The 22,915-nt window shown below is 69.2% G+C and carries 21 protein-coding genes and 1 tRNA gene; 11 read left to right on the forward strand and 11 right to left on the reverse strand.

Going from position 1 to position 22,915, the window contains the following annotated elements:
* Positions 1-23 precede the first annotated feature (23 nt).
* The 4 genes from ABWV53_RS13020 to ABWV53_RS13035 are packed head-to-tail and all read right to left on the reverse strand — an operon-like array spanning position 24 to position 3,665.
* The gene (locus tag ABWV53_RS13020; protein WP_353366497.1) at positions 24-2,333 is read right to left on the reverse strand and encodes a methyl-accepting chemotaxis protein; all 2,310 of its coding nucleotides are present in this window, start codon (positions 2,331-2,333) and stop codon (positions 24-26) included.
* A 21-nt stretch (positions 2,334-2,354) separates the two neighbouring features.
* Positions 2,355-2,882 (reverse strand): chemotaxis protein CheW, encoded by a 528-nt coding sequence (locus ABWV53_RS13025; RefSeq protein WP_353366499.1) that lies wholly within the window; start codon positions 2,880-2,882, stop codon positions 2,355-2,357.
* A 19-nt stretch (positions 2,883-2,901) separates the two neighbouring features.
* Positions 2,902-3,267 carry a response regulator gene (locus ABWV53_RS13030; protein ID WP_056660334.1) on the reverse strand — a complete coding sequence of 122 codons (366 nt, stop codon included), beginning with the start codon at positions 3,265-3,267 and terminating at the stop codon, positions 2,902-2,904.
* The gene (locus ABWV53_RS13035; RefSeq protein ID WP_353366502.1) at positions 3,267-3,665 is read right to left on the reverse strand and encodes a response regulator; all 399 of its coding nucleotides are present in this window, start codon (positions 3,663-3,665) and stop codon (positions 3,267-3,269) included. Before ABWV53_RS13035 ends, ABWV53_RS13030 begins: the two co-directional genes overlap by 1 nt.
* A gap of 315 nt (positions 3,666-3,980) precedes the next feature.
* On the opposite strand from ABWV53_RS13035, the gene thiD reads away from it, so the two are divergent.
* From thiD to yihG, 3 genes are read left to right on the forward strand one after another with little or no spacing between them, the layout of a single operon-like run.
* Positions 3,981-4,931, forward strand: a complete 951-nt coding sequence (gene thiD / locus ABWV53_RS13040; RefSeq protein WP_353366504.1) for a bifunctional hydroxymethylpyrimidine kinase/phosphomethylpyrimidine kinase — start codon at positions 3,981-3,983, stop codon at positions 4,929-4,931.
* On the forward strand, positions 4,915-6,228 hold the full coding sequence (gene hemL / locus ABWV53_RS13045) for a glutamate-1-semialdehyde 2,1-aminomutase (protein ID WP_353366506.1): 1,314 nt from the start codon (positions 4,915-4,917) through the stop codon (positions 6,226-6,228). The genes thiD and hemL overlap by 17 nt, the downstream gene beginning before the upstream one ends.
* A 2-nt stretch (positions 6,229-6,230) precedes the next feature.
* The gene (gene yihG / locus ABWV53_RS13050) at positions 6,231-7,112 is read left to right on the forward strand and encodes a 1-acylglycerol-3-phosphate O-acyltransferase, YihG family (RefSeq protein ID WP_353366508.1); all 882 of its coding nucleotides are present in this window, start codon (positions 6,231-6,233) and stop codon (positions 7,110-7,112) included.
* A gap of 188 nt (positions 7,113-7,300) precedes the next feature.
* Here the strand turns inward: yihG and purH are convergent, their stop codons facing one another.
* The 3 genes from purH to dusB form a co-directional block, all read right to left on the reverse strand.
* A complete protein-coding gene (gene purH, locus ABWV53_RS13055) occupies positions 7,301-8,902 on the reverse strand; it encodes a bifunctional phosphoribosylaminoimidazolecarboxamide formyltransferase/IMP cyclohydrolase (protein WP_353366510.1) in 1,602 nt (533 codons plus the stop codon).
* A 98-nt stretch (positions 8,903-9,000) separates the two neighbouring features.
* On the reverse strand, positions 9,001-9,234 hold the full coding sequence (locus ABWV53_RS13060; protein WP_353366512.1) for a Fis family transcriptional regulator: 234 nt from the start codon (positions 9,232-9,234) through the stop codon (positions 9,001-9,003).
* Positions 9,215-10,267, reverse strand: a complete 1,053-nt coding sequence (dusB, locus tag ABWV53_RS13065) for a tRNA dihydrouridine synthase DusB (RefSeq protein WP_353366514.1) — start codon at positions 10,265-10,267, stop codon at positions 9,215-9,217. Before dusB ends, ABWV53_RS13060 begins: the two co-directional genes overlap by 20 nt.
* Positions 10,268-10,451: 184 nt before the next feature.
* Here dusB and ABWV53_RS13070 point away from each other — a divergent pair, with 184 nt between their 5' ends.
* On the forward strand, positions 10,452-10,934 hold the full coding sequence (locus tag ABWV53_RS13070; protein WP_502903880.1) for a YqaA family protein: 483 nt from the start codon (positions 10,452-10,454) through the stop codon (positions 10,932-10,934).
* Positions 10,935-11,027: 93 nt separating this feature from the next.
* On the opposite strand, the gene ABWV53_RS13075 is transcribed toward ABWV53_RS13070, so the two are convergent.
* The 4 genes from ABWV53_RS13075 to ABWV53_RS13090 all read right to left on the reverse strand — a co-directional run bounded on the left by ABWV53_RS13075 (position 11,028) and on the right by ABWV53_RS13090 (position 15,943).
* Positions 11,028-12,440: a carbohydrate porin gene (locus ABWV53_RS13075; protein ID WP_353366518.1), complete on the reverse strand. Its 1,413-nt coding sequence runs from the start codon at positions 12,438-12,440 to the stop codon at positions 11,028-11,030.
* A 287-nt stretch (positions 12,441-12,727) separates the two neighbouring features.
* A complete protein-coding gene (gene rarD, locus ABWV53_RS13080) occupies positions 12,728-13,612 on the reverse strand; it encodes an EamA family transporter RarD (protein ID WP_353366520.1) in 885 nt (294 codons plus the stop codon).
* A 209-nt stretch (positions 13,613-13,821) separates the two neighbouring features.
* A complete protein-coding gene (ychF, locus tag ABWV53_RS13085; RefSeq protein WP_353366522.1) occupies positions 13,822-14,916 on the reverse strand; it encodes a redox-regulated ATPase YchF in 1,095 nt (364 codons plus the stop codon).
* 115 nt (positions 14,917-15,031) lie between these two features.
* On the reverse strand, positions 15,032-15,943 hold the full coding sequence (locus ABWV53_RS13090) for an MOSC domain-containing protein (protein WP_353366524.1): 912 nt from the start codon (positions 15,941-15,943) through the stop codon (positions 15,032-15,034).
* 129 nt (positions 15,944-16,072) lie between these two features.
* On the opposite strand from ABWV53_RS13090, the gene ABWV53_RS13095 reads away from it, so the two are divergent.
* The 7 genes from ABWV53_RS13095 (at position 16,073) to miaB (ending at position 22,905) form a co-directional block, all read left to right on the forward strand.
* Positions 16,073-17,236 carry an FAD-dependent monooxygenase gene (locus ABWV53_RS13095; RefSeq protein ID WP_353366526.1) on the forward strand — a complete coding sequence of 388 codons (1,164 nt, stop codon included), beginning with the start codon at positions 16,073-16,075 and terminating at the stop codon, positions 17,234-17,236.
* 73 nt (positions 17,237-17,309) lie between these two features.
* The gene (locus ABWV53_RS13100; protein WP_353366720.1) at positions 17,310-18,059 is read left to right on the forward strand and encodes a DsbC family protein; all 750 of its coding nucleotides are present in this window, start codon (positions 17,310-17,312) and stop codon (positions 18,057-18,059) included.
* 91 nt (positions 18,060-18,150) lie between these two features.
* Complete coding sequence (locus ABWV53_RS13105; protein ID WP_353366528.1) at positions 18,151-19,920, forward strand: M61 family metallopeptidase; 1,770 nt, start codon at positions 18,151-18,153, stop codon at positions 19,918-19,920.
* 73 nt (positions 19,921-19,993) lie between these two features.
* Positions 19,994-20,773 (forward strand): enoyl-CoA hydratase, encoded by a 780-nt coding sequence (locus ABWV53_RS13110; protein ID WP_353366530.1) that lies wholly within the window; start codon positions 19,994-19,996, stop codon positions 20,771-20,773.
* A gap of 25 nt (positions 20,774-20,798) precedes the next feature.
* Positions 20,799-20,875 (forward strand) — tRNA-Met (locus ABWV53_RS13115).
* A gap of 133 nt (positions 20,876-21,008) precedes the next feature.
* A complete protein-coding gene (locus ABWV53_RS13120) occupies positions 21,009-21,446 on the forward strand; it encodes a hypothetical protein (RefSeq protein ID WP_353366532.1) in 438 nt (145 codons plus the stop codon).
* Between the two features lie 115 nt (positions 21,447-21,561).
* Positions 21,562-22,905 (forward strand): tRNA (N6-isopentenyl adenosine(37)-C2)-methylthiotransferase MiaB, encoded by a 1,344-nt coding sequence (miaB, locus tag ABWV53_RS13125; protein WP_353366533.1) that lies wholly within the window; start codon positions 21,562-21,564, stop codon positions 22,903-22,905.
* The last annotated feature ends 10 nt before the right edge of the window (positions 22,906-22,915 follow it).

Here is a 22,915-nt window from a genome sequence, read left to right on the forward strand (position 1 = left end):
TTGATCGGAGAAAAAGGCGCGCGTCAGGCGATCTTGAACCGCGACACGGATTGCCGCAGTTCTTCGGCGATGTGCGAGAGCTCCCGCACCTGCTGGGCGGTGGTGCGGGTGCCCTCCCCGGTCTGCTCGGTCACCGCGAAGATGTGCTGGATGTTGCCTGCCACCTCATTGGCCAGCTCCGCTTCGCGCGAGGTGGACGACGAGATCTGCTCGATCAGCTCGGCGAGGCGGCGCGACACGCGGTCGATCTCGGTGAGCGCCGTACCGGCGGAGTCGGACAGGCGCGCACCCTCGACCACGCCCTGCGTGGAGCGCTCCATGGCGGCCACGGCGTCCTGCGTGTCGGTCTGAATGGCCTTCACCAGCGCCGAGATCTGGCGCGTGGCGTCGGCCGAGCGCTCGGCGAGGCGCTGCACTTCTTCCGCCACGACGGAGAAGCCCCGGCCCGCTTCGCCGGCGGACGCGGCCTGGATGGCGGCATTCAGCGCCAGCACGTTGGTCTGCTCGGTAATGTCGGAAATCAGTTCGGTGATTTCGCCGATCTCCTGCGACGACTCGCCCAGGCGCTTGATGCGCTTGGAGGTGTCCTGGATCTGGTCGCGGATCGAGTTCATGCCGCCGATGGCGTTCTGCACGGCCTGCAGACCGGAATCGGCCGCCTGCAGCGACTGGCGCGCCACCGAGGCCGATTCCTGCGCCTGGGTGGAGACGTCGTTGATGCGGGTCGCCATGTCCAGCACCGAGCGGCCGGTCTCGCGGATCTCGCGCAGCTGTTCGGTCGAGGCGGCCAGCAGTTCGGTCGACGTGCTGTCCACCTGCGCCGTCGTCTGGGCCACCCGGGCGGCTGTGTTCTGCACGCTGCCCACCAGCTGACGCAGCTCTTCCACGGTGTAGTTCACCGAGTCGGCGATGGCGCCGGTGATGTCCTCGGTCACGGTGGCTTCCTGCGTCAGATCGCCTTCGGCCACCGACTGCAATTCGTTCATCAGCCGCAGAATGGCGGCCTGGTTGGCGTCGTTCACGCGCTTGGCTTCCTGCTCCTGGCGCTTGGCGTCCTGCTGCAGCGTTTCGGCGGCAGTCTGGCGCGTGCGGCTGTCCATCAGCTGCACCCGCGAAATGCCCACACCGCACAGCAGCACGAAGAGGCCGGCCACGGCCAGGGCGGCGAACTGCCCGGCGCCCAGGCCGGTCTGCGCCGAGAGGCGCTCCTGCAGCGCTTCGAGCTGGCGGCGCATCGGCTCGCTGTCCACGATGATCGCGGTCTGCGCTTCACGCGCCGACACCAGGCCCTGCAGGTTGCCCAGGATGGCGCCCGCCTGCGTGCGGGTTTGCTCGTAGAGCTGGATCAGGTTGCCCAGCTGCTCGCGGGTCTGAGGGTCGCGGGTGGGGGCCAGGCGCAGGTCGGCGCTGCCGTCCAGCATGCCCTGGGCGATTTCCTTGAACGAGTTCAAATCCTTGCCCAGCAGGAACACGGCCTCGGGGCTCACGCCCTCCATGGTCTGGAATTCGTTGGCGGACTTGCCGATGCGTTGCGTCAGCATCACGAGCTGGCCGGCGGCGGAGACGTCGGCCGCGCCTGCGTTCTGCTGCAGCTTCAGCGACGAGACGGTTTCAGCGATCTCCAGCAGGTCGGACGACTGGCGGTTGATGGTGCGCAGCGCGTCGCCCACCTGCGTCAGGATCTTCTGCTGGCCCATCACCACCGCGGCGTTGCGCTCGGCGCGGTCCACCAGCGGGGTCACCGCCTCCAGTTCGGGCCGGTACGACTCGCCGAGCGCCTGCACGCCCAGTTCGCTGTCGCCACTGTTGAGGGCGCGCACGTTGCGCGCCAGCACGCCCGAACTCTCCACCACGTCAGGGAAGGCCTGCGGGCTGCCCACCAGCGCCTGCGACACCGACTTGGCCAGCCGCTGCGACTGCATCAGCGATTGCCCGGTGGCGGCCAGCTGCTGCGCGGAGCGATCGGCCTGCCGCAGCACCCAGCCGGCGATGACGGCCAGCACGACCAGGCCCGCGGCCAGCAGGATCAGCAGGCGCCGCTGGTGCTGCGCCGCCGTGGCCCGCCCGAGCAGCGGCAGGGTGATGAGGTCGTCGCCCACGTCGTCCAGCTCCGGCTCCTGCGCCGCCGCAGAGGGATAGGCCGGATAGGCCGAGGCGCCGGGGTCGCCCTGCACGCTGTTCAGGCCCTCGGCCGCGAAGCCTTCGCTCAGCAGCACGTCGCTGTCGCGCCCCGCCGGCCCCGGGCCCGACTGCGCCGGCGACAGGTTCAGGTCGGCATCCGGCTCCACGGGCTTGCGGCTGAATAGTTTTCCGAAAGGGTTGACGACGGACATGGTGTGGCCTTGACGAAAGATTCAAGCACTGATGCTGAGAAAGGCAGGGTCCTGGGACAGGATCTGCAGGTTGAGCTCCTGCCAGCGGGCGCCCTGGGCGTCCTGGTAGGAGGTGCCGAAGAAGGCCGGCGCGGTGTCCGCGGGCGGCTCGGAGGCGACAAAGGCGTCGGTGCCGCGCAGGCCGGCCAGCCGGTCCACCAGCAGGGCGACGTTGACGTCGAGCGCGGCATTGAGCGCCAGCAGGCTGGATTCGGCCAGCGCGGCCTCAGAGCGGGCGGAGGTCTCGCCCATCAGCCCCGCCACGTCGACCACGCCCAGCAGCGCGCCGCGCAGATTGGTCACGCCCAGGAACCAGGGCTGCGTGTAAGGCACCGGCTGCACGCCGCGCCAGGAGAAGATCTCACCGGACTGTTCGAGCGGCAGCAGGAAACGGCGCCCCGCCGCCTCGACGGCCAGCCACGACGACACGTTCGAGCCTTCGCCCCGCGCCGCCTGGAGGCGGGCCGCGAGACGGGTCTGGAGCTCCCTCAGGGCTTCGCGATTGGCCATGGGCGACGCAGCCGTTTCTTCAGTTCAACGCGTTGATCTTGGCCTGCAGTTCCGCGGGATCGACCGGCTTGGTGATGTAGCCGCGCGCGCCCTGGCGCATGCCCCACACCCGGTCGGTCTCCTGGTTCTTGCTGGTGCACATGATGATCGGCACGTCCGCGTACTGCGGGTCGCGGGAGATCGACCGCGTGAGCTGAAAGCCGTTCTGGCCGGGCATGACCACGTCCATCAGGATGAGGTCGGGCTTTTCCTCGGCCAGGCGGCGGAAGGCTTCTTCCGCATTCTCGGCCGTGCGCACCTGCATGCCTTTTTTCTGCAGCAGATCGGTCAGGAACATCAGTTCGGTCTTGGAATCGTCGACGACCAGCACTTTCCGGATCGGCATCAGAGAGCTCCTTGGGGGGCACTGCCAAACTGCTGCACGGCCTGCAGCAGCTGGTCTTTGGTGAAGGGTTTGGTGAGGTATTCCTGGCAGCCCACCATGCGGCCGCGCGCCTTGTCGAACACGCCGTCCTTGGACGACAGCATGACCACGGGCGTGTCGGCGAAACGCGCATTGCGCTTGATGATGGCGCAGGTCTGGTAGCCATCGAGCTTTGGCATTAGGATGTCGCAAAAGATCAGCTGCGGCTGATAGTCATTGACTTTGGCAAGGGCGTCGAAACCGTCATCGGCCAACAGAACCTCGTGGCCGCCCTGCTTGAGAAAAATCTCGGCGCTTCGCCGGATGGTGTTGCTGTCGTCCACCACCAGCACCTTGAAGGTTGCACCCGTCGTAGTCAATGTTGCTGCTCCTGGGGATTGGTTGAAACAACGCTGGCAGGAGCCGCGTTTCAGATCCGGACCATCTCGAAGTCTTCCCATGCGCGCACCCCTGCCGGAGCAGCAGGTGCGGGGCGCGGGCACGGCACCCGTGAACGCCTGCCATGCCGCGTTCGAGGGCGCTCCGCGCTTCGTTCAGGACCCGCCTGCGCACCAGGCGCATGCGGTCGCTGATCGATCGCAGCTTAAAGTGCGTTCACATAGAATGCAACGATTGTATCCAGGCATCTCAGCGGGATGCAGCTTCCGTGCCACGGTTTAGGCTCGCATCTGCCCATGACTCTCCCTACCTCCCTTCCCCCCGAAATCGAAGAAGCGGCGGACGCTGACGACGCCGCCTCGCCGGTCTGCGTGATGGTGTTCAACGCCAGCGACCCGAGCGGCGCCGGCGGCCTCACGGCCGACATCGCCACCATCGCCTCCGTGGGCGGCCATCCGGTTGCGGTCGTCACCGGCGCCTATGCGCGCGACACGGCCGAGGTGTTCGACCACTACGCCCTGGACGACGAGGCCGTGGCCGAGCAGGCCCGCGCCGTGCTGGAGGACATGCCCGTGCAGGCGATCAAGGTCGGCTTCGTGGGCACCCCGGAAAACCTCGGCGCGGTCGCCAGCGTGGCTTCCGACTATGGCGACGTGCCCGTCATCGCGTACATGCCCGACCTGTCCTGGTGGCGCGACGACCTGATCGACCAGTACCTCGACGCCTGCCAGGAACTGCTGCTGCCGCAGACCTCGGTGCTGGTGGGCAACTACAGCACGCTGCGCCGCTGGCTGCTGCCCGACTGGAGCAGCGACAAGGCACCGTCCGCGCGCGACATCGCCCAGGCGGCGTCCGCCCTGGGCGTGCCCTACGTGCTGGTGACGGGCATTCCCGCGCCCGACCAGTTCATCGACAACGTGCTGGCCTCGCCGCAGACCGTGCTGGGCTCCTCCCGCTTCGAGCGGTTCGAGGCGACCTTCGCGGGTGCGGGCGAAACCCTGTCGGCCGCGCTCACGGCCCTGGTGGCCAGCGGCGACGACCTGGCCGACGCCGCCCGCGAAGCGCTGACCTACCTGGACAGCTGCCTGGACGGCGGCTTTCGCCCGGGCATGGGCCACGTGGTGCCCGACCGCCTGTTCTGGGCGCAGCCCGACGATGACGACGAAGCCGACGACGACGACGAGACCCCGCAAGACCCCACGGCCATCGACGGCTTCGTGATGCCTCCCCATGACACCCAGCACTGACCTGAACCTTCCCCTTTTCGAACGCGCCAAGGCGCTCATTCCCGGCGGCGTCAATTCGCCGGTGCGGGCCTTCAAGGCGGTGGGCGGCACGCCGCGTTTCGTGCAGCGCGCGCAGGGCGCCTATTTCTGGGATGCCAACGGCCAGCGCTTCATCGACTACATCGGCTCCTGGGGCCCGATGATCCTGGGCCACGGCCACCCCGCCGTGCTGGAGGCCGTGCAGAAGGCGGCGCTGGACGGCTTCAGCTTCGGCGCGCCCACCGAGCGCGAGGTCGACCTGGCCGAAGCCATCCTGCGCCACGTGCCGTCGATGGAGATGATCCGCCTGGTCAGCTCCGGCACCGAGGCCGGCATGAGCGCCATCCGCCTGGCACGCGGCGCCACCGGCCGCAGCAAGATCATCAAGTTCAACGGCTGCTACCACGGCCATGCCGACGCGCTGCTGGTCAAGGCCGGCTCGGGCCTGGCCACTTTCGGCCACGCCACCAGCGCCGGCGTGCCGCCCGAGGTGGTACAGCACACGCTGGTGCTCGAATACAACGACGTCGCCCAGCTCGAAGAAGCCTTCGCGCTGCACGGCAGCGAGATCGCCGGCCTGATGATCGAGCCGATCGCCGGCAACATGAACTTCGTGCGCGCGAGCGTGCCCTTCATGCGCCGCTGCCGCGAGCTCTGCACGCAGCACGGCGCGCTGCTGGTGTTCGACGAGGTGATGACCGGCTTCCGCGTGGCCCTGGGCAGCGCGCAAAGCCTCTATGCGCGCGACATTCCCGGCTTCAGACCCGACATCACGGTGCTGGGCAAGGTGATCGGCGGCGGCATGCCGCTCGCGGCCTTCGGCGGGCCGCGCGCCATCATGGAACAGCTGGCGCCGCTCGGCCCGGTCTACCAGGCGGGCACCCTCTCGGGCAACCCGGTGGCCACCGCCTGCGGCCTGGCCACGCTGCAGGAGATCAGCCGCCCCGGCTTCTACGACACGCTCGCGGCCCGCACGCGCAGCTTGGTCGAAGGCCTGGCCGGCGCTGCGCAGGCGGCCGGCGTGCCCTTCAGCGCCGACTGCGAGGGCGGCATGTTCGGCTTCTTCCTGCTGCCCGAGCTGCCGCAGAACTACCCCACGGTGATGACCACCGACGGCGCGCGCTTCAACGCCCTCTTCCACGGCCTGCTGGAGCGCGGCGTGTACATCGCGCCCGCGCTGTACGAGGCCGGCTTCGTGAGCGCGGCCCACACCGATGACGACATCGAGGCCACGGTGGCCGCCGCGGCCGAGGTGTTCCAGGCCTGGGCTGCCCGCTGAAGATGCTCGCCCTGTTGAAGATGGTGGCGTGCGGCCTGGTGCTGGCGCTCAATACCGTGGGCTGCTTCTCGCTGATGATGCCTTTCGCGCTGGCCAAGCTGGTGCTGCCGTTCACGCCCGTGCGGCGGGTGACCGACCGGGCCCTCGCCGCCCTGGCTGAGCTGTGGATCGGCATCAACAACCTCTGGATCGGCGCCGCCAACCGGGCGCCCTGGCAGGTCTCGGGCCTGGAGGGCTTGAGCCCGCGCCACTGGTACCTCGTCACCTGCAACCACCAGAGCTGGGTGGACATCGTGGTGCTGCAGCGCGTGTTCAACCGGCGCATTCCGCTCCTGAAGTTCTTTTTGAAGCGCGAACTCATCTACGTGCCGGTGATCGGCCTGGCCTGGTGGGCGCTGGACTTTCCCTTCATGCGCCGCAGCAGCGGCGGCGCCAGCGCCCGGCAGGACCTGCGCGCCGCCAAGGCCGCCTGCGAGAAGTTCCGCCGCATGCCCACGGCGGTGATGAACTTCTCGGAAGGCACCCGCTTCACGCCCGAAAAGCAGGCCGAGCAGGCCTCTCCCTACCGCCACCTGCTGGTGCCCAAGTACGGCGGCATGGCCACGGCCCTGCAGACGCTGCAGGGCGAGCTCGACTCGGTGCTGGACGTGACCATCGCCTACCCCGACGGCGTGCCCAGTTTCACGGACGCCCTGGCCGGCCGGCTGGGCCGCGTGGTCGTGCATGTGGAACGGCGCCCGGTGCCGGCAGCCGGTGCACGGGCCGGCGCGCGCAACGCCATGCAGGAATGGCTGGACGGCCTCTGGCGCGAGAAGGATGCGCGGCTCGATGCCTGCCTGGGAACGGCCCCTGCCGACCCTCGCCAGGATCATCAAAAACCATAGCAGCCTGCTCAGGCGGGATGGGCGCCAGCAGGCGATTTGGCTCCAAAAAGCCGAGCCCAAACCCATCGTTGGCGGCGCGAAACCGGCGCCCCAAAAAAGAAAGCGGCCCCCGGGGCCGCTTTCTGGTTCTGGACGACCGGCCCACCGCAGGCCGTTAGCCGGGCGCTGCGCCGGGATCAGTGCCGGGATCAGTGCCGGAAGTGGCGCACGCCGCTGAACACCATGGACACGCCGCGTTCGTTGGCCGCGTCGATCACTTCCTGGTCGCGCATCGAGCCGCCGGGCTGGATGACGCAGGTCGCGCCGGCATCCACCACCACGTCCAGGCCGTCGCGGAACGGGAAGAAGGCGTCGCTCGCCACCACCGTGCCCTGCAGCGACAGCTTCGCGTGCTCGGCCTTGATGCTGGCGATGCGGGCGGAATCGAGGCGGCTCATCTGGCCGGCGCCCACGCCCATGGTCATGCCGCCCTTGCAGAAGACGATGGCGTTGCTCTTGACGTACTTGGCGACCTTCCAGGCGAAGAGCAGGTCTTCCATCTCTTCGAGCGTGGGCTGCTTCTGTGTGACCACCTTCAGGTCGGTCAGCGCCAGCTCGTGGTTGTCGGCCGACTGCAGCAGCATGCCGGAGCCGATGCGCTTGGCGTCCATGGCGTTGCGGCCGCGGCTCCAGGCGGTCGAGCCCTCATAGCCGGGCAGCGCGATCTGCATCAGGCGCACGTTGGTCTTGGGGCGGAAGATCTCCAGCGCCTCGGGCGTGAAGCCCGGCGCCATCAGCACCTCGACGAACTGCTTGACGACCAGCTGCGCGGCGGCGGCGTCCACCGGGCGGTTGAAGGCGATGATGCCGCCGAACGCGCTGGTGGGGTCAGTCTGGAAGGCCTTGCCGTAGGCGCTGGCGGCATCCAGGCCCACGGCCACGCCGCAGGGGTTGGCGTGCTTCACGATCACGCAGGCCGGCGCGTCGAAGCTCTTGACGCATTCCCAGGCGGCGTCGGCGTCGGCGATGTTGTTGTAGCTCAGCTCCTTGCCCTGCAGCTGCTCCCCGGTGACGATGGAGCCGGGCGCGGGGTGCAGGTCGCGGTAGAGCGCCGCCTGCTGGTGGCTGTTCTCGCCGTAGCGCAGGTCCTGCACCTTGACGAACTGGCCGTTGCTCTGGCCGGGGAACTGGCTGCGCTCGGGCACGTAGGTGTCGGACAGCTTGTCCGCGTCGAAGGTGACGGACGAGAGGTAGTCGCTGATCGCGCCGTCGTACTGCGCGATGCGGTTGAACGCGGCCACCGAGAGCTGAAAGCGCAGCTTGTCGGACAGCTTGCCTGCGGCCTTCAGCTCGCCCAGCACGGCGCCATATTGGTCAGCCGAGGTGACCACCCCCACGTCCTGCCAGTTCTTGGCGGCGCTGCGCACCATGGCCGGGCCGCCGATGTCGATGTTCTCGATGGCGTCGGCCAGCGTGCAGCCGGGCTTGGCGACGGTGGCTTCGAAGGGGTAGAGGTTCACCACCAGCAGGTCGATGGTGTCGATGCCGTGTTCCTTGAGCGCCGCCATGTGCGCCGGCACATCGCGCCGCGCCAGCAGGCCGCCGTGCACCTTGGGGTGCAGCGTCTTCACGCGGCCGTCGAGCATCTCGGGGAACTGCGTCACCTCGGCCACCTCGGTGACGGGCAGGCCCTGGTCGGCCAGCAGCCTGGCGGTGCCGCCGGTGGACAGCAGGCGGATGCCCAGGGCATGCAGCGCCTGCGCGAATTCGACGATGCCGGTCTTGTCGGAGACGGAAAGAAGTGCGTTCATGGATTCAACGAAGGGTTTTGGAATCAAATCAGGCTCCAGCGCTTGATGCATCGGCACTGGTAGCTACTATTTTTATAGTAATCGGACAACGGGACGCGTCAGAGCAGCTTGTGCTCCACCAGCTTCTTGCGCAGCGTGTTGCGGTTCAGCCCCAGCCATTCGGCCGCGCGGGACTGGTTGTTCTCGGCGTGGGTCATCACCACCTCCAGCAGCGGCTTCTCGACCAGCCGCACCAGCATGTCGTACATGCCGTCCGGCGCCTCGCCTCCCAGGTCGCGAAAGTACCCCTGCAGGTTTTCGCGCACGCATTCTTCAATGTGTTTCTTGCTCATGCATTCGCTCTCTCGGGTCCGCGTCGGCGTCGCTGGCGGGGGGCAGCCGGTCCATCGATGCGCCCAGGGCATCGAAGTAATCGGCCACCGCCTGCCACTGGGCCGCGCAGTCTTCAATCGTGTTGATGTGTTGCCGCAAGGCCTCTCCGCCGGGCAGCGCCCGCACGTACCAGGCGATGTGCTTGCGCGCGCTGCGCACGCCGGTCGGCTCGCCGTAGAGGCCGTAGTGGTCCTGCAGGTGGTCCAGCAGCAGGCGCTGCACCTCGGCCACCAGGGGCGGCGCCAGGTGCTCGCCGGTGGCGAGGTAATGGCCGATCTCGCGGAAGATCCACGGCCGGCCCTGGGCGGCGCGGCCGATCATCACCGCGTCGGCGCCCGTGGCGGCCAGCACCGCCCGGGCCTTTTCGGGCGAGGTGATGTCGCCGTTGGCCACCACCGGCACGCGCACCGCGGCTTTGACGGCGGCGATGGTGTCGTACTCGGCCTGGCCCTTGTAGCCCTGCTCGCGCGTGCGGCCGTGCACGGTCAGCATCTGGATGCCCACGCCCTCGAACGCGCGGGCGAGCTGCACGGCGTTCTTGTGCTGCTGGCACCAGCCGGTGCGCATCTTCAGGGTGACCGGCACGTTGCGCGGCGCGCAGGCATCGACCACCGCCTGCGCGATCTCGATGGCCAGCGCCTCGTTCTGCATCAGCGCCGAGCCGGCCCACTTGTTGCAGACCTTCTTGGCCGGGCAGCCCATGTTGATGTCGATGATCTCGGCGCCGCGGTCCACGTTGTAGAGCGCGGCCTCGGCCATCATGGCGGCGTCGGTGCCCGCGATCTGCACCGCGATGGGACCCGGCTCGCCCTCGTGGTTGGCCCGGCGCGAGGTCTTGAGGCTGTTCCACAGGTCCTTGCGCGAGGTCACCATCTCGCTGACCGCATAGCCCGCCCCCAGCGCCTTGCACAGCTGGCGGAAAGGCCGGTCCGTCACGCCCGCCATGGGGGCGACGAACAGACGATTCGCCAAAGGAATATGGCCGATGTGCATGGGGTCGGGGGGAAGGGGGAGGCAGCGCGTGCTGAAAAAGGAGGCAGGATTGTAGCCGCCCGCCCATGCCGGCAGCCGGGACGGCGCCCCGCGACAGCCGGCCGGCCGGCCGTCGGCGCACCGCCGCACGGGGCGCCGGGCTACACGGCCGCGCGACCGGGCCGCCCTACACTCCCGCCCAGCTATGGAACTCTGGATGAATCACCTCATGGACGTGCTGGCCCTGCCCCAGTTCGGCCTCAGCACCGTTTTCGTGGTGTCCTTCATCTCGGCCACCCTGCTGCCCCTGGGCTCGGAGCCGGCGGTGTTCGGCCTCATCAAGATCAACCCGGAGCTGTTCTGGCCCGCCGTGCTGGTCGCCACCGCCGGCAACACGCTGGGCGGCGGGGTGAGCTGGTGGATGGGGCTGGGCGCGCACAAGGCGGTGGACAAGGCGCGGGGCGTCCACAAGGAGCCGCGCGCGCTCAAGTGGCTGGAACGCTTCGGCCCCAAGGCCTGCCTGCTGAGCTGGCTGCCGGTGGTGGGCGACCCGCTCTGCGCGGTGGCCGGGTGGCTGAAGCTGCCGTTCTGGCCCTGCATGGCCTACATGGCGGTGGGCAAGTTCGCCCGCTATCTGGTGATGACGGCCGGCCTGCTCTACTTCTGGCCGGGCGCCGTGCCGCATTGAGCGTCGCCCGGCTTGCTATTGAATCGATAGCTGCATGCGCTTGCTGCATGAGCGCTGCAGGCCATTTTCGGCAAGAATCCGGCGAACCGGGACTCAGAACTCGGCGTGCAGCCGCACCGACCCCACCTTCACCGGCCCCCGATCGGCGTTGTAGGCCGGGTTGCGGATGGTCTGCCAGTCCAGCGTGATCCAGGCGGCCCGGGCCAGCTGCACGCTGTAGAAGGCTTCGTAGATCGTTTCCGGCCGGTAGTTCAGCCGCCCGTCGCCGATGAAAAAGCCCGTGCCGCCGGCGGCCAGGTAGCGCCGGTGCACGCCCGACAGGCCGTTGCGCGCGAAGGCCACGCCCAGCGTGTCGCCGCCCCGGCCCCAGGCCGTGCCCTTGACCAGCACGCCGCCGGAGAGCGAGCGCTCGATCTCGGTAAAGGCATAGGTCTCGGTCTTGCCATCGGCCCGGCTGGCGCGCAGGAAGAGGCCCACGTCGTCGGTCGCCGCCTGTTCGATGTTGACGCCGAAGCCGCCCTTGCCCTGCGCGCCGGTGCGCACGGCGTCGATGTCCGGCACGGCGCCGGTGCGGGCCGCGAGGTCGAGCGCGTCGGCAAAGCGCGACATGCGCGCCCGGTTGTGGAAGGCCAGCAGCCGCACCGTGCCCGGCCGGCCAGCCAGCGTGTGGGCGTGCTCCAGCTCGATCTGGTCGCCGTAGTGGCGGAAGATGTCGTGGTCCAGCTGCTGCTGGTTGGGCTGGCGCGGCTGGATGAAGCGGCCGGCGCGCAGCGCCCAGTCGTCATGTTGCCATTCCAGCGCGGCGCCCCAGGTGTAGCCCCGCGCATCGGCCGCGAAGTCGTAGGCGCCGTGCGTCATGACCGACCAGTTCAGGAACTGCGTGCGCGGGTCGTGGCTGTAGGCGTTGGCATCGAAGACGTCCGTCACCGACAGGTTGCCGGCCGTCAACACCAGCCGGCGCTTGTCGACCATGCCGGCCAGCTGGTTGGGGCCGGGATCCACCGCCTCCTGCCCGCCGCCCAGGCCCCAGGTCTGGCGAAGGAAGAGCCGGGCGCGGTAGAACTTGAGTTCCGACCCCGACGTGCGCGCCATCTCGCCGTTCGTCAGGCCCCCGAGGCCGGTCAGGTTGGAGAGCGGCACGCCCTGCGCCGCCTCGGGGTTGAAGTAAAGCTCGCCGCCCTGCCACGCACGCACCCCGAGGAAGGCCGTGGCGGTGAACGAGTAGCTGCGCTCCTTGTCCGGCGACAGGCTGCGGGGGCCGGAGTACGCGGCCGCGAAGGGGCGCTTGCCCTGCCAGACGTAGGTGGACTGGAACCGGGCGGTCCAGGGCTCCGCATCCACCACTTTCACGGCTTCCACTGCTTCCACGGCTTGCGCCCCCTGCCCCACTTCGGCAGCCTGGGCCGCCTGGGCCCGTGCCGCCATGGGAGCGCAGGCCACCGCCACCAGCACCGCCGCACCCGGCCCCAGCGCCCAGCGGCGCGCCTCTCCACCATTCCAACGCATGTGAACTCCTGGCCGGCGCGCGCACGGCGCGCCCCGCCTCAGCAAGCCGCCGGGGCGCCCCCGGCCCCCTCGCAACGCGGCGAATCGTTGTCTCGCAACCCACGGCACGCAGCCGCCCCTCGTAAGGGGCGCGCGCGCCACCCCAGGGTGCAGCGAATCCGGCGCATTGTGGCCTGGTTGTGTGACAGCCCCGTGCCATGGCCACACCCCATGAACGCTATCGTTTCAATAGCATCCTGCGCAGGCAGATCGGGCGCTACCGCCCTGTCAGAGCCTTGAATGCGCCGTCAAGGGCGCGGCCGCATCGCCCAGCGCCGCTGCCAGACGCCCTCCAGCGTGTAGAGCGCGAGCGCCGCCCAGATCATCGCGAAGCCCGCCAGCCGCGCCGGCTGCACCGCCTCGCCAAAGAGCCACACGCCCAGGGCGAACTGCAGCGTCGGCGAGATGTACTGCAGCACGCCCATGGTGGCCAGCGGAATGCGCCGGGCACCCGCCGCGAAAAGCAGCAGCGGCACGGCGGTGATCGGCCCGGCCGCCAGCAGCCAGGCCTGGGTGGCGGCGTCCGCCCGCGGCCAGGCCGCCTGGCCGGTCAGCGTCCACCAGGCCAGCAGCCCCAGGGCCAGCGGCGCGAGCAAGGCGGTCTCCAGCGCCAGCCCTTCGATGGCGCCCAGCACCGCCGTCTTGCGCAGCAGGCCATAGAAACCGAAGGTCAGCGCCAGCACCAGGGCGATCCAGGGCAGCCGCCCGGTCTGCACCGTGAGCCACAGCACGCCGCACGCCGCCACGGCCAGCGCCATCCACTGCCCGCGCCGGGGCCGCTCCCCCAGGAACACGAGTCCGAGGGCCACGTTCACCAGCGGCAGGATGAAATAGCCCAGACTGGCGTCCACCACGTGCTGGTTGTGCACCGCCCAGACATAGATCACCCAGTTGGCCGACAGCAGCAGGGCCGACAGCAGGAAGGCCGCCACCACCCGGGGCTGCCGCCGCAGCGCCAGCACCCAGGCAAGCTGCCGCCGCGCCGCCAGCACCACGGCCAGCAGCACCATCGACCAGAGCGTGCGGTGCAGCACCACCTCCAGCGCCGGCACCGAAGCCACCTGGTGGAAGTACACGGGGAAGATGCCCCACGCCACATAGGCGAGCGTGGCGTAGAGGATGCCGATCTGCATGGGGGAGGGAAGCTGGTGGGGAGAGTGGCGCCCGAGGGGACGGAGCCGGCGATGCTAGCGCAGGCTTCGGTGCAGCGCGTACAGCCGCTCGGGCCGCGCCAGGAATCCACGGCCAGGCCCCGGCACCGCCCTCGCGCCTTCGGTGCCCACCCGCCAGCTCGTCCACACCAGCGCCAGCGGCGGCGCGGCGTGTTGCTGCAAAAAGCCGGTCAGACGTTGAACAGGAAGTTCATCACATCGCCGTCCTTGACGATGTATTCCTTGCCTTCCGCCCGCATCTTGCCCGCGTCCTTCGCGCCCTGTTCGCCCTTGAAGGCGATGAAGTCGTCGAAGGCGATGGTCTGGGCGCGGATGAAGCCGCGCTCGAAGTCGCCGTGGATCACGCCGGCGGCCTGCGGGGCGGTGGCGCCCACGGGCACGGTCCAGGCGCGCACTTCCTTCACGCCGGCGGTGAAGTAGGTCTGCAGGCCCAGCAGCTTGAAGCCGGCGCGGATCAGGCGGTTCAGGCCGGGCTCGTCCTGGCCCATCTCGGCCAGGAAGAGGTCGCGGTCTTCGTCGCTCATCTCGCTCATCTCGGACTCGATCTTGGCGCAGATGGCCACCACGGGCGCGTTCTGCGCGGCGGCGTATTCCTTCAGGCGGTCGAGCAGCGGGTTGTTCTCGAAGCCGTCCTCGGCCACGTTGCCGACGAACATGGCCGGCTTGGCGGTGATCAGGCAGAACTGCTTGAGCAGCGGCGCGTCTTCCTTGCTGACGGCGATGGTGCGTGCGGGCTTGCCCTGGTCCAGCGCGGCCTGGAGGGGCGTGAGCAGCGCGACGATCTTGGCGGCTTCCTTGTCATTGCCCGACTTGGCGGCCTTGCTGTACCGGTTCAGGGCCTTCTCCACCGTGGCCAGGTCGGCCAGGCAGAGTTCGGTCTGGATGACCTCGATGTCGGCGATCGGGTCCACGCGGCCGGCCACGTGGATCACGTTCGGGTCTTCGAAGCAGCGCACCACGTTGACGATGGCGTCGGTCTCGCGGATGTGGGCCAGGAACTGGTTGCCCAGGCCTTCGCCCTTGGAGGCACCGGCCACCAGGCCGGCGATGTCCACGAATTCGACGATGGCCGGAACGATGCGCTCGGGCGTGATGATGCCGGCGAGCTGCTGCAGGCGCGGGTCGGGCACTTCCACCACGCCGGTGTTGGGCTCGATAGTGCAGAAGGGGTAGTTCTCGGCGGCGATGCCGGCCTTGGTGAGGGCGTTGAAGAGGGTGGACTTGCCGACGTTGGGCAGGCCCACGATGCCGCATTTCAGGCTCATGGCAGGGCTTTCAGGGTTCGGGGAGACAAACCGTCGATTTTACGGTGCCCGCCCGGCGGGTGCCCAGCCGCGCGCTCGCGCCCCCGCCGCGAGGGCCCGAAACGCCCCCCGGAACTCAGTCGAAGCGCAGGTCGGCGGCGATGGGCTGGCCGACGCGCAGCACCCGCCCGGCGCCCTGCAGCACGATGGCGTTCATGCCGAAGGTGATGGCGCCGTCCAGCCGCCGGTCCTGCCGGTAGCGGCGCAGCGTGTCGCCCACGGCCGGGGTGCTCTCGGCGGTGGCCGGGTCGATGTCGGGGATGGGGCAGCGGGCGCAGGGCTTGACCAGCTGCAGGTGGACTTCGTTCGCCGCCCCGTCCTCCTCCCCGCCCTGATCCCCGCCTTCGCCCTGATCCCCGCCGATGTAGAGGGTGTCGATGCGGTCCTCGTCGTGGTCGTCCACGCCGTCGATGACGACGTTCGGCCTGAAGCGCTCCACCCCCACCGGGGCGCGGGCCTGCGCCCGCAGCCGCTCGTTCAGCCCGTCCATCGAGGCCTGGCTGGTCACCAGCAGCGGAAAGCCGTCGGAGAATTGGTTGAGGGCGTCGATGCCCGCCGTCCACCGGGGGCTGGAGAGGCGCCGGTGCGTGGGGTCGAACCGCACCAGCCGGCAGGGCTGCCCGAGGAATTCGCTGAACCAGTGCGCGGCCGGGGCGCCCATGTCCTGCGCCGGCATCGCGTCGCCCCAGACCGACACCGTCGCGGTGCCCGCCACCTCGCCCAGCGAGAGGGCCAGGCTCGGCATGCCTGGCGCGTCCAGCGTGAGCGCGTGCGCGCCGATGCGGGGCCGCACCAGCGCCATGCGGGCATGTTCGCGCTGGGTGAGGAAGACGCCCTGGGCATCGACCACCATGAAGGCTCGGTCCCATTCGAGGCCGGTGCCGGTCAGCAGGGCTTCGCGCACCTCCACCGCCGCGCACGACTTGATCGGGTGGACGAAAAGGCGCGCGATGGTGCCGGAAAGGTCATGGTGGGAGCGGAAAGTCACGCGGGCGTCCTGGCGGCGAAGGCGGAAAGCAACGGGGAAAGAGGCGGCGGTTCGGCGGCGAAACCCGGCATTCTGCCCGTGCCGCCGGGTCATCGGGGCGCATGGTACGGGCCTCCTACAATCCCGGCCATGGCGCAAACTTTCGATGTCTGTATTCGCGGAGCCGGCGTGGTCGGCCGCACGCTCGCGCTGCTGCTGGCCCGCGAGCGCCTGCGGGTGGCCCTGGTGGCCGCGACGCCGGCCCCGTGGGTTCCGCCCGCCGAGGCAGGTAGCCCTGCTGGCGACGACGTGCGCGCCTATGCGCTCAATACCGCGTCCCGCAGCCTGCTCGAATCGGTGCGCAGTTGGCCCGACGCGGCCCATGCCACGGCCGTGCGCCACATGGAGGTGCACGGCGACCGGAGCGGTCGGGTCACCTTCGACGCCGGCCCGCAGCAGGGCGACGCCCTGGCGTGGATCGTGGACGTGCCCGCGCTCGAGTCGCGGCTGGCCGACGCCGTGCGCTTTCAACCGCAGGTGGAGCTGGTACCGGCACCGGTGCCCGCCGCGCTGACGGTGATCTGCGAAGGGCGTGCCAGCCGCACCCGCGATGAGCTGGGCGTGGAGTTCGACGTGACGCCCTATGCGCAGCACGCCATCGCCACCCGGCTGCACTGCGAAAAGCCCCATGGCGAGGTCGCCCGGCAGTGGTTCCTGCCGGACGGCATCCTGGCCTTTTTGCCGCTGGACGGCGACCAGGGGAACTCCGTGGCCGTGGTGTGGTCAGTCTCGCAGGAGCGCGTGGCCGAGGCCATGGCGCTGGACGCGGAGGCTTTCGCCCAGCGCCTGCAGGAGGCCAGCCAGAACGCACTGGGCGCGCTGCGGCCGATCGGCAGCCGCGCCAGCTGGCCGCTGCAGCAGGCCCGAGCCCGCCGCTGGTGCGGGGCGCTGCCCGTGCAGCCGGCCCGGGGCGCGCAGCGCACCTGGGCGCTGGCGGGTGATGCGGCGCACACGGTGCATCCGCTGGCCGGCCAGGGGCTGAACCTGGGGCTGGCGGACGCGGAATCGCTGGCGCGCATGGTCCGCACGCGCGACTACTGGCGCGGCGTGGGGGATCTGCGCGTGTTGCGCCAGTACGAACGCGAGCGCAAGGCGGCGCTGCTGCCGGTGGGCCTGGCCATGGACGGCCTGCAGCAGCTCTTCGGCCGCAGCGAGGGGGCCGTGCAGAGCCTGCGCAACTGGGGCATGCAGGGTTTCGAGTTCAGCGGGCCGCTGAAGGATTGGGTGGCGCGCCGCGCCATGGGCACGCCCTGAAGGCCGCCTGCGACCCCGGGGCCACGCAGCGATGATGTGGAAGATGACGACGGTAACCAACGATGCGACGGGCATGAATCGACAGAAGGACACGACTTTGCAAGGCACCAAATTCCTCCCCGCGCTGCTGGCACTGGCCGCGCTGACCTGCAGCTTCGGCGCCAGCGCCCAGGATGCGGCGATACGCAAGTCGCTGGAGCAGCGCATTCCGCAGCTGGGCAAGGTCGACGAGGTCCAGGCCACGCCGATGAAGGGCCTCTACGAGGTGCGGGTGGGCACCGACGTGTTCTACACCGACGCGCAGGGCAACTACCTGATCCAGGGCGAGCTGATCGACACCAAGGCACGCCGCAACCTGACGGAAGACCGCATCAACAAGCTGACGGCGATGGATTTTTCCGCGCTGCCCTTCCAGGATGCCTTCACCATCGTGCGCGGCAACGGCAAGCGCAAGATCGCCGTGTTCGAAGACCCGAACTGCGGCTACTGCAAGCGCTTCGAGAAAGACCTGCAGAACGTGGACAACGTGACGGTCCACCTGTTCCTCTATCCCATCCTGAGCCCGGATTCTGCGGAAAAGTCGCGCAACATCTGGTGCGCCAAGGACCGCGTGGCCGCCTGGCAAGACCTGATGGTGCGAGACAAGACCCCGGAAGCCGCCAGCTGCGACACTGGCGCCCTGCAGCGCAACCTGGCCTTCGGCAAGAAGCACAAGATCACCGGCACGCCGACCGTGCTGTTCGCCGACGGCACGCGCGTGCCGGGCGCGATCGGCGCGGCAGACATCGAAAAGCGCTTTGCCGAACTGGCCAAGGCCAACTGACCGCCGGCCACCCGGCTCCACCGGCCGCCGCATGGGCGGCCTTTTTTCATTGCCCCGCGTGCGCCGCGCGGCCTGACCGACGCCCCACCCCATGCCCGCCCCACGTCCACCCGCTTCTTCCGCCCCGGTCCACTACCGCGTGGAGCCCGCCGACCTGCACGCCCATCTCTTCGCCGTCACGCTCACCGTGGCGGCGCCCGCGCCCCGGCAGGAACTGTCGCTGCCGGTATGGATTCCCGGCAGCTACCTGGTGCGCGAGTTCTCCAAGAACCTGCAGTCGCTGCGGGCTACGCAGGGCGGCCGCCCCGTGGCGCTGACCCAGCTCGACAAGCATCGCTGGCAGGCGCAATGCAGGAAGGGCCAGCCCCTGGTGCTGACCTACGAGGTGGCGGCCTACGACACGTCGGTGCGCACGGCCTGGCTCGATGCCTCGCGGGGCTTCTTCAATGGCACCAGCCTGTGCCTGCGGGTGCATGGCCAGGAAGACGGCCCTCACGCCCTGGACCTGGTGCGCACGCCGGCGGTGGCCGGCTGGTCGGCCGCCACCGGCCTGGCGCCCGCCAAGGCCACGCGCAATGGCTTCGGCACCTACCTGGCGGCCGACTACGACGAACTGGTGGACTGCCCGGTGGAGATGGGCACGTTCTGGAGCGCGCGCTTCACCGCCGCGGGCGTGCCCCACCGGGTCGTGGTGGCTGGCGCGGCGCCCTCTTTCGATGGCGAGCGCCTGGTGGCCGACATGCGCCGCATCTGCGAGCACCAGATCCGCTTCTGGCACGGCACGGGCAAGGCACCGCATGCCAGCTACGTCTTCATGCTCAACGTGGTGGACGACGGCTACGGCGGGCTGGAGCACCGCAACTCGACCGCCCTCATCTGCGGGCGCCGCGACCTGCCCCGCGTGGGCGAGGCCCGCGCGCCGGAGGGCTACACCACGCTGCTGGGGCTGGTGAGCCACGAGTACTTCCACACCTGGAACGTCAAGCGGCTGCGCCCGTCCGAATTCGCCCGCTACGACTATGCCCGGGAGAACTACACCCAGCTGCTGTGGTTCTTCGAGGGCTTCACCAGCTACTACGACGACCTGCTGCTGCGCCGCTGCGGCCTGCTGGACAACACGGCCTATCTGCGCCTGCTGACCAGGGCCATCCAGCAGGTGCTGCAGGCGCCGGGCCGGCAGGTGCAGTCGGTGGCGGAGGCCAGCTTCGATGCCTGGGTCAAGTACTACCGCCAAGACGAGAACACCGCCAACGCCACGGTCAACTACTACACCAAGGGCTCCCTGGTGGCCCTGTGCCTCGACCTCGCCCTGCGGCGGGAAGGCCGGACCTCGCTGGACGAAGTGATGCGCGGCCTGTGGCAGCGTTGCGCGGGCGGCCCGATGACCGAGGCCGACCTGCTGCAGACACTGAAATCGCTGTCCGGCCGCGACTGGTCGCGCGAGATCGCCCAGTGGGTGCACGGCACCGGCGAGCTGCCCCTGGCCGAGCTGCTGCAGGCCCATGGCGTGACCCTGCACGAAGAGCCGCCCCAGTGGGCGCAGCGCCTGGGCCTGCGGGTGAGCGAAGCCCAGGGGTTGCAGGTCAAGGTCGTGCTGCGCGGCGGGCTGGCCGAGCAGGCCGGCTTCATGGCGGGCGACGAGTGGCTGGCAGTGGAAGTCCACGGCGGCACCTGGCGGCTGATGAAGCTCGACGAGCTGCCGCTCTACGCGGGCTCGGCCACCGAGGTGACGGCCTGGGTGTCGCGCGACCGGCGCCTGCTGCGCCTGCCGCTCGGCCTGCAGCCGGCGGCCGGCCGGCCGGCCGACACCGTGCGCCTCACGGTGGCGGATGCCGCGCAGGCCGAGCGCTGGCTCGCCTGAAGGGCGCGCTTGAGCCGGTGCGGGGGCCTTGGGTATAGTCTGCCGCACCATCACAACGAAAGACGGAGACATCTTGGCCTACGAAGTCATCGAAGTCCGCACCGAGGCGGACAAGGTCGGCATCATCACGCTGAACCGGCCCAAGCAGCTCAACGCGCTGAACGACCAGCTGATGGACGAGCTGGGCGAGGCGCTGCGTGCGTTCGACGCGGACGAAGCCATCGGCTGCATCGTCATCACGGGCAGCGAGAAGGCCTTCGCGGCCGGCGCGGACATCGGCGCCATGGCCAAGTACAGCTTCGCCGACGCCTACAAGGGCAACTACATCACGCGCAACTGGGAGCACATCCGCTCCATCCGCAAGCCGGTGATCGCGGCCGTCAGCGGCTTCGCCCTGGGCGGCGGGTGCGAGCTGGCCATGATGTGCGACTTCATCATCGCGGCGGACAATGCCCGGTTCGGCCAGCCGGAGATCAAGCTGGGTGTCATTCCCGGCGCCGGCGGCACCCAGCGGCTGCCGCGCGCGGTGGGCAAGTCCAAGGCCATGGACATGGCGCTCACCGGCCGCATGATGGATGCTGTGGAGGCCGAGCGCGCCGGGCTGGTCAGCCGCGTCGTGCCGCTGGACAAGCTGCAGGAGGAGGCGCTGGGTGCGGCCCTCATCATCGCGGGCTTCTCGCAGATCGCCGTCATGGCCGCCAAGGAATCGGTCAACCGGGCCTTCGAGGGCGCGCTGTCGGACGGGGTGATGTTCGAGCGGCGCCTCTTCCAGGCGCTCTTCGCCACCCAGGACCAGAAGGAAGGCATGGACGCTTTCCTGAACAAACGCCCCGCGAACTTTACGCACCTCTGAAATCTGCCCTATAATCCGGGGCTTCGGTGGTATAGCTCAGTTGGTTAGAGCGCAGCATTCATAATGCTGATGTCGGTGGTTCAAGTCCACCTACCACCACCAAACAGGAAACCCACAGTGCACGCACTGTGGGTTTTTTCTTTGGGCCGGCCGGTTTGCCGCCCACCCAGCCACTGCGCAGGGGCGCCATGCCTGCTTTTTTAGAATCGACGCCTTCAGCCCCTGGATGTACACCATGAATCGCTGTCTGCCCCCTCACTTCACCGCCCGGACCGTTTCCGGCATTGCCGCCCTCGTGCTGGGCGCGCTGTCGGCGCCGGCAACGGCGCTGGCCCAGGATGTGCCGCCGGGCCTGGGCATCGTGCGCAACTTTCCCGATGCTTCGCTGCGCGGCACCCTGGTGGTCCAGAGCACCGTGGAGGCGCAACTCAATGGCCAGCCCATCCGCATGGCCCCCGGCATGCGGCTTTTCAGCCCGCAGAACAGCCTGGTCTTCCTGCACACGGTGATCGGCCAGCGGTTCCGCGTGAACTACGTGCTGGAAGCGAGCACCGGCATGCTGCTGAGCGCCTGGATCCTGACCGAAGGCGAAGCCAGGCAGCCGCGCAAGGGGAGCGACACGGTCGAGCGCAACTTCCGCGCCGAGTCCGACACCGCGCCCGCCCGGCGCTAGCCCTGCGCGCTCCTGCATCGGCGCAGACGACCGCCCGCGCGCATGCGCAGCCGATGCCTCCCTTGATCAGCCCGTTGCACCGGCACACCCGCCCTGCACTCCCCGAATTCCTGCCATGCCCAAAAAAGTCTTCATCAAAACCTTCGGCTGCCAGATGAACGAGTACGACTCGGACAAGATGGCCGACGTACTGCATGCCGCGCAGGGCTACGAGCCCACCGGCAACATGGAGGAGGCCGACCTGATCCTCTTCAACACCTGCTCGGTGCGCGAGAAGGCGCAGGAGAAAGTGTTCAGCGACCTGGGCCGCATCAAGCACCTGAAGAGCCGCGGGGTGAAGATCGGCGTGGGCGGCTGCGTGGCGAGCCAGGAAGGGCAGGAGATCATCAAGCGCGCGCCTTACGTGGACGTGGTCTTCGGCCCGCAGACCCTGCACCGCCTGCCGGACCTGCTGGCCGAGCGCGAGCGCCTGCAGCGGCCCCAGGTGGACATCAGCTTCCCCGAGATCGAGAAGTTCGACCACCTGCCGCCCGCCCGGGTCGAGGGCGCCAGCGCCTTCGTGTCGATCATGGAAGGCTGCAGCAAGTACTGCAGCTACTGCGTGGTGCCTTACACCCGCGGCGAGGAAGTGAGCCGCCCTTTCGACGACGTGCTGGTGGAAGTGGCGGGCCTGGCCGACCAGGGCGTGAAGGAGGTCACGCTGCTGGGCCAGAACGTGAACGCCTACCTGGGCAGGATGGGCGGCACCGCCGAGGTGGCCGACTTCGCGCTGCTGCTGGAGTACGTGGCCGACATTCCGGGCATCGAGCGCATCCGCTACACGACCAGCCACCCGAACGAATTCACGCCCCGCCTGATCGATGCCTATGCGCGCATCCCGAAGCTGGTGAGCCATCTGCACCTGCCGGTGCAGCACGGCTCGGACCGCATCCTGATGGCGATGAAGCGCGGCTACACGGCCATGGAATACAAGAGCACGGTGCGCAAGCTGCGGGCGATCCGCCCCGACCTGGCCATGAGCAGCGATTTCATCGTCGGCTTTCCGGGGGAGACGGAGGACGACTTCCGCAAGATGATGAAGCTGATCGACGACGTGCATTTCGACAACAGCTTCAGCTTCATCTTCAGCCCCCGCCCGGGCACGCCCGCCGCGGGCCTGGACGACGACACGCCGCACGAGGTCAAGCTGCGCCGCCTGCAGGAGCTGCAGGCGGTCATCAACGGCAACATCAAGTCGATCAGCGAGAGCCGGGTGGGCACGGTGCAGCGCATCCTGGTGGAGGGCGCCTCCCGGCGCGATACCTCCGAGCTCATGGGCCGCACCGAATGCAACCGGGTGGTGAACTTCGTCGGCCAGCCGCGGCTGGTGGGCCAGATGGTCGATGTCACCATCACCGAAGCCAAGGCCTACACCCTGCGCGGCGAGGTGGTCACGGCGGAGGCGCCGCTGGCGGCGTGACGGCCGGCCG

Source organism: Acidovorax sp. FG27 (assembly GCF_040365715.1).
In the GTDB taxonomy this organism is placed as follows: Bacteria; Pseudomonadota; Gammaproteobacteria; order Burkholderiales; family Burkholderiaceae_C; genus Paracidovorax.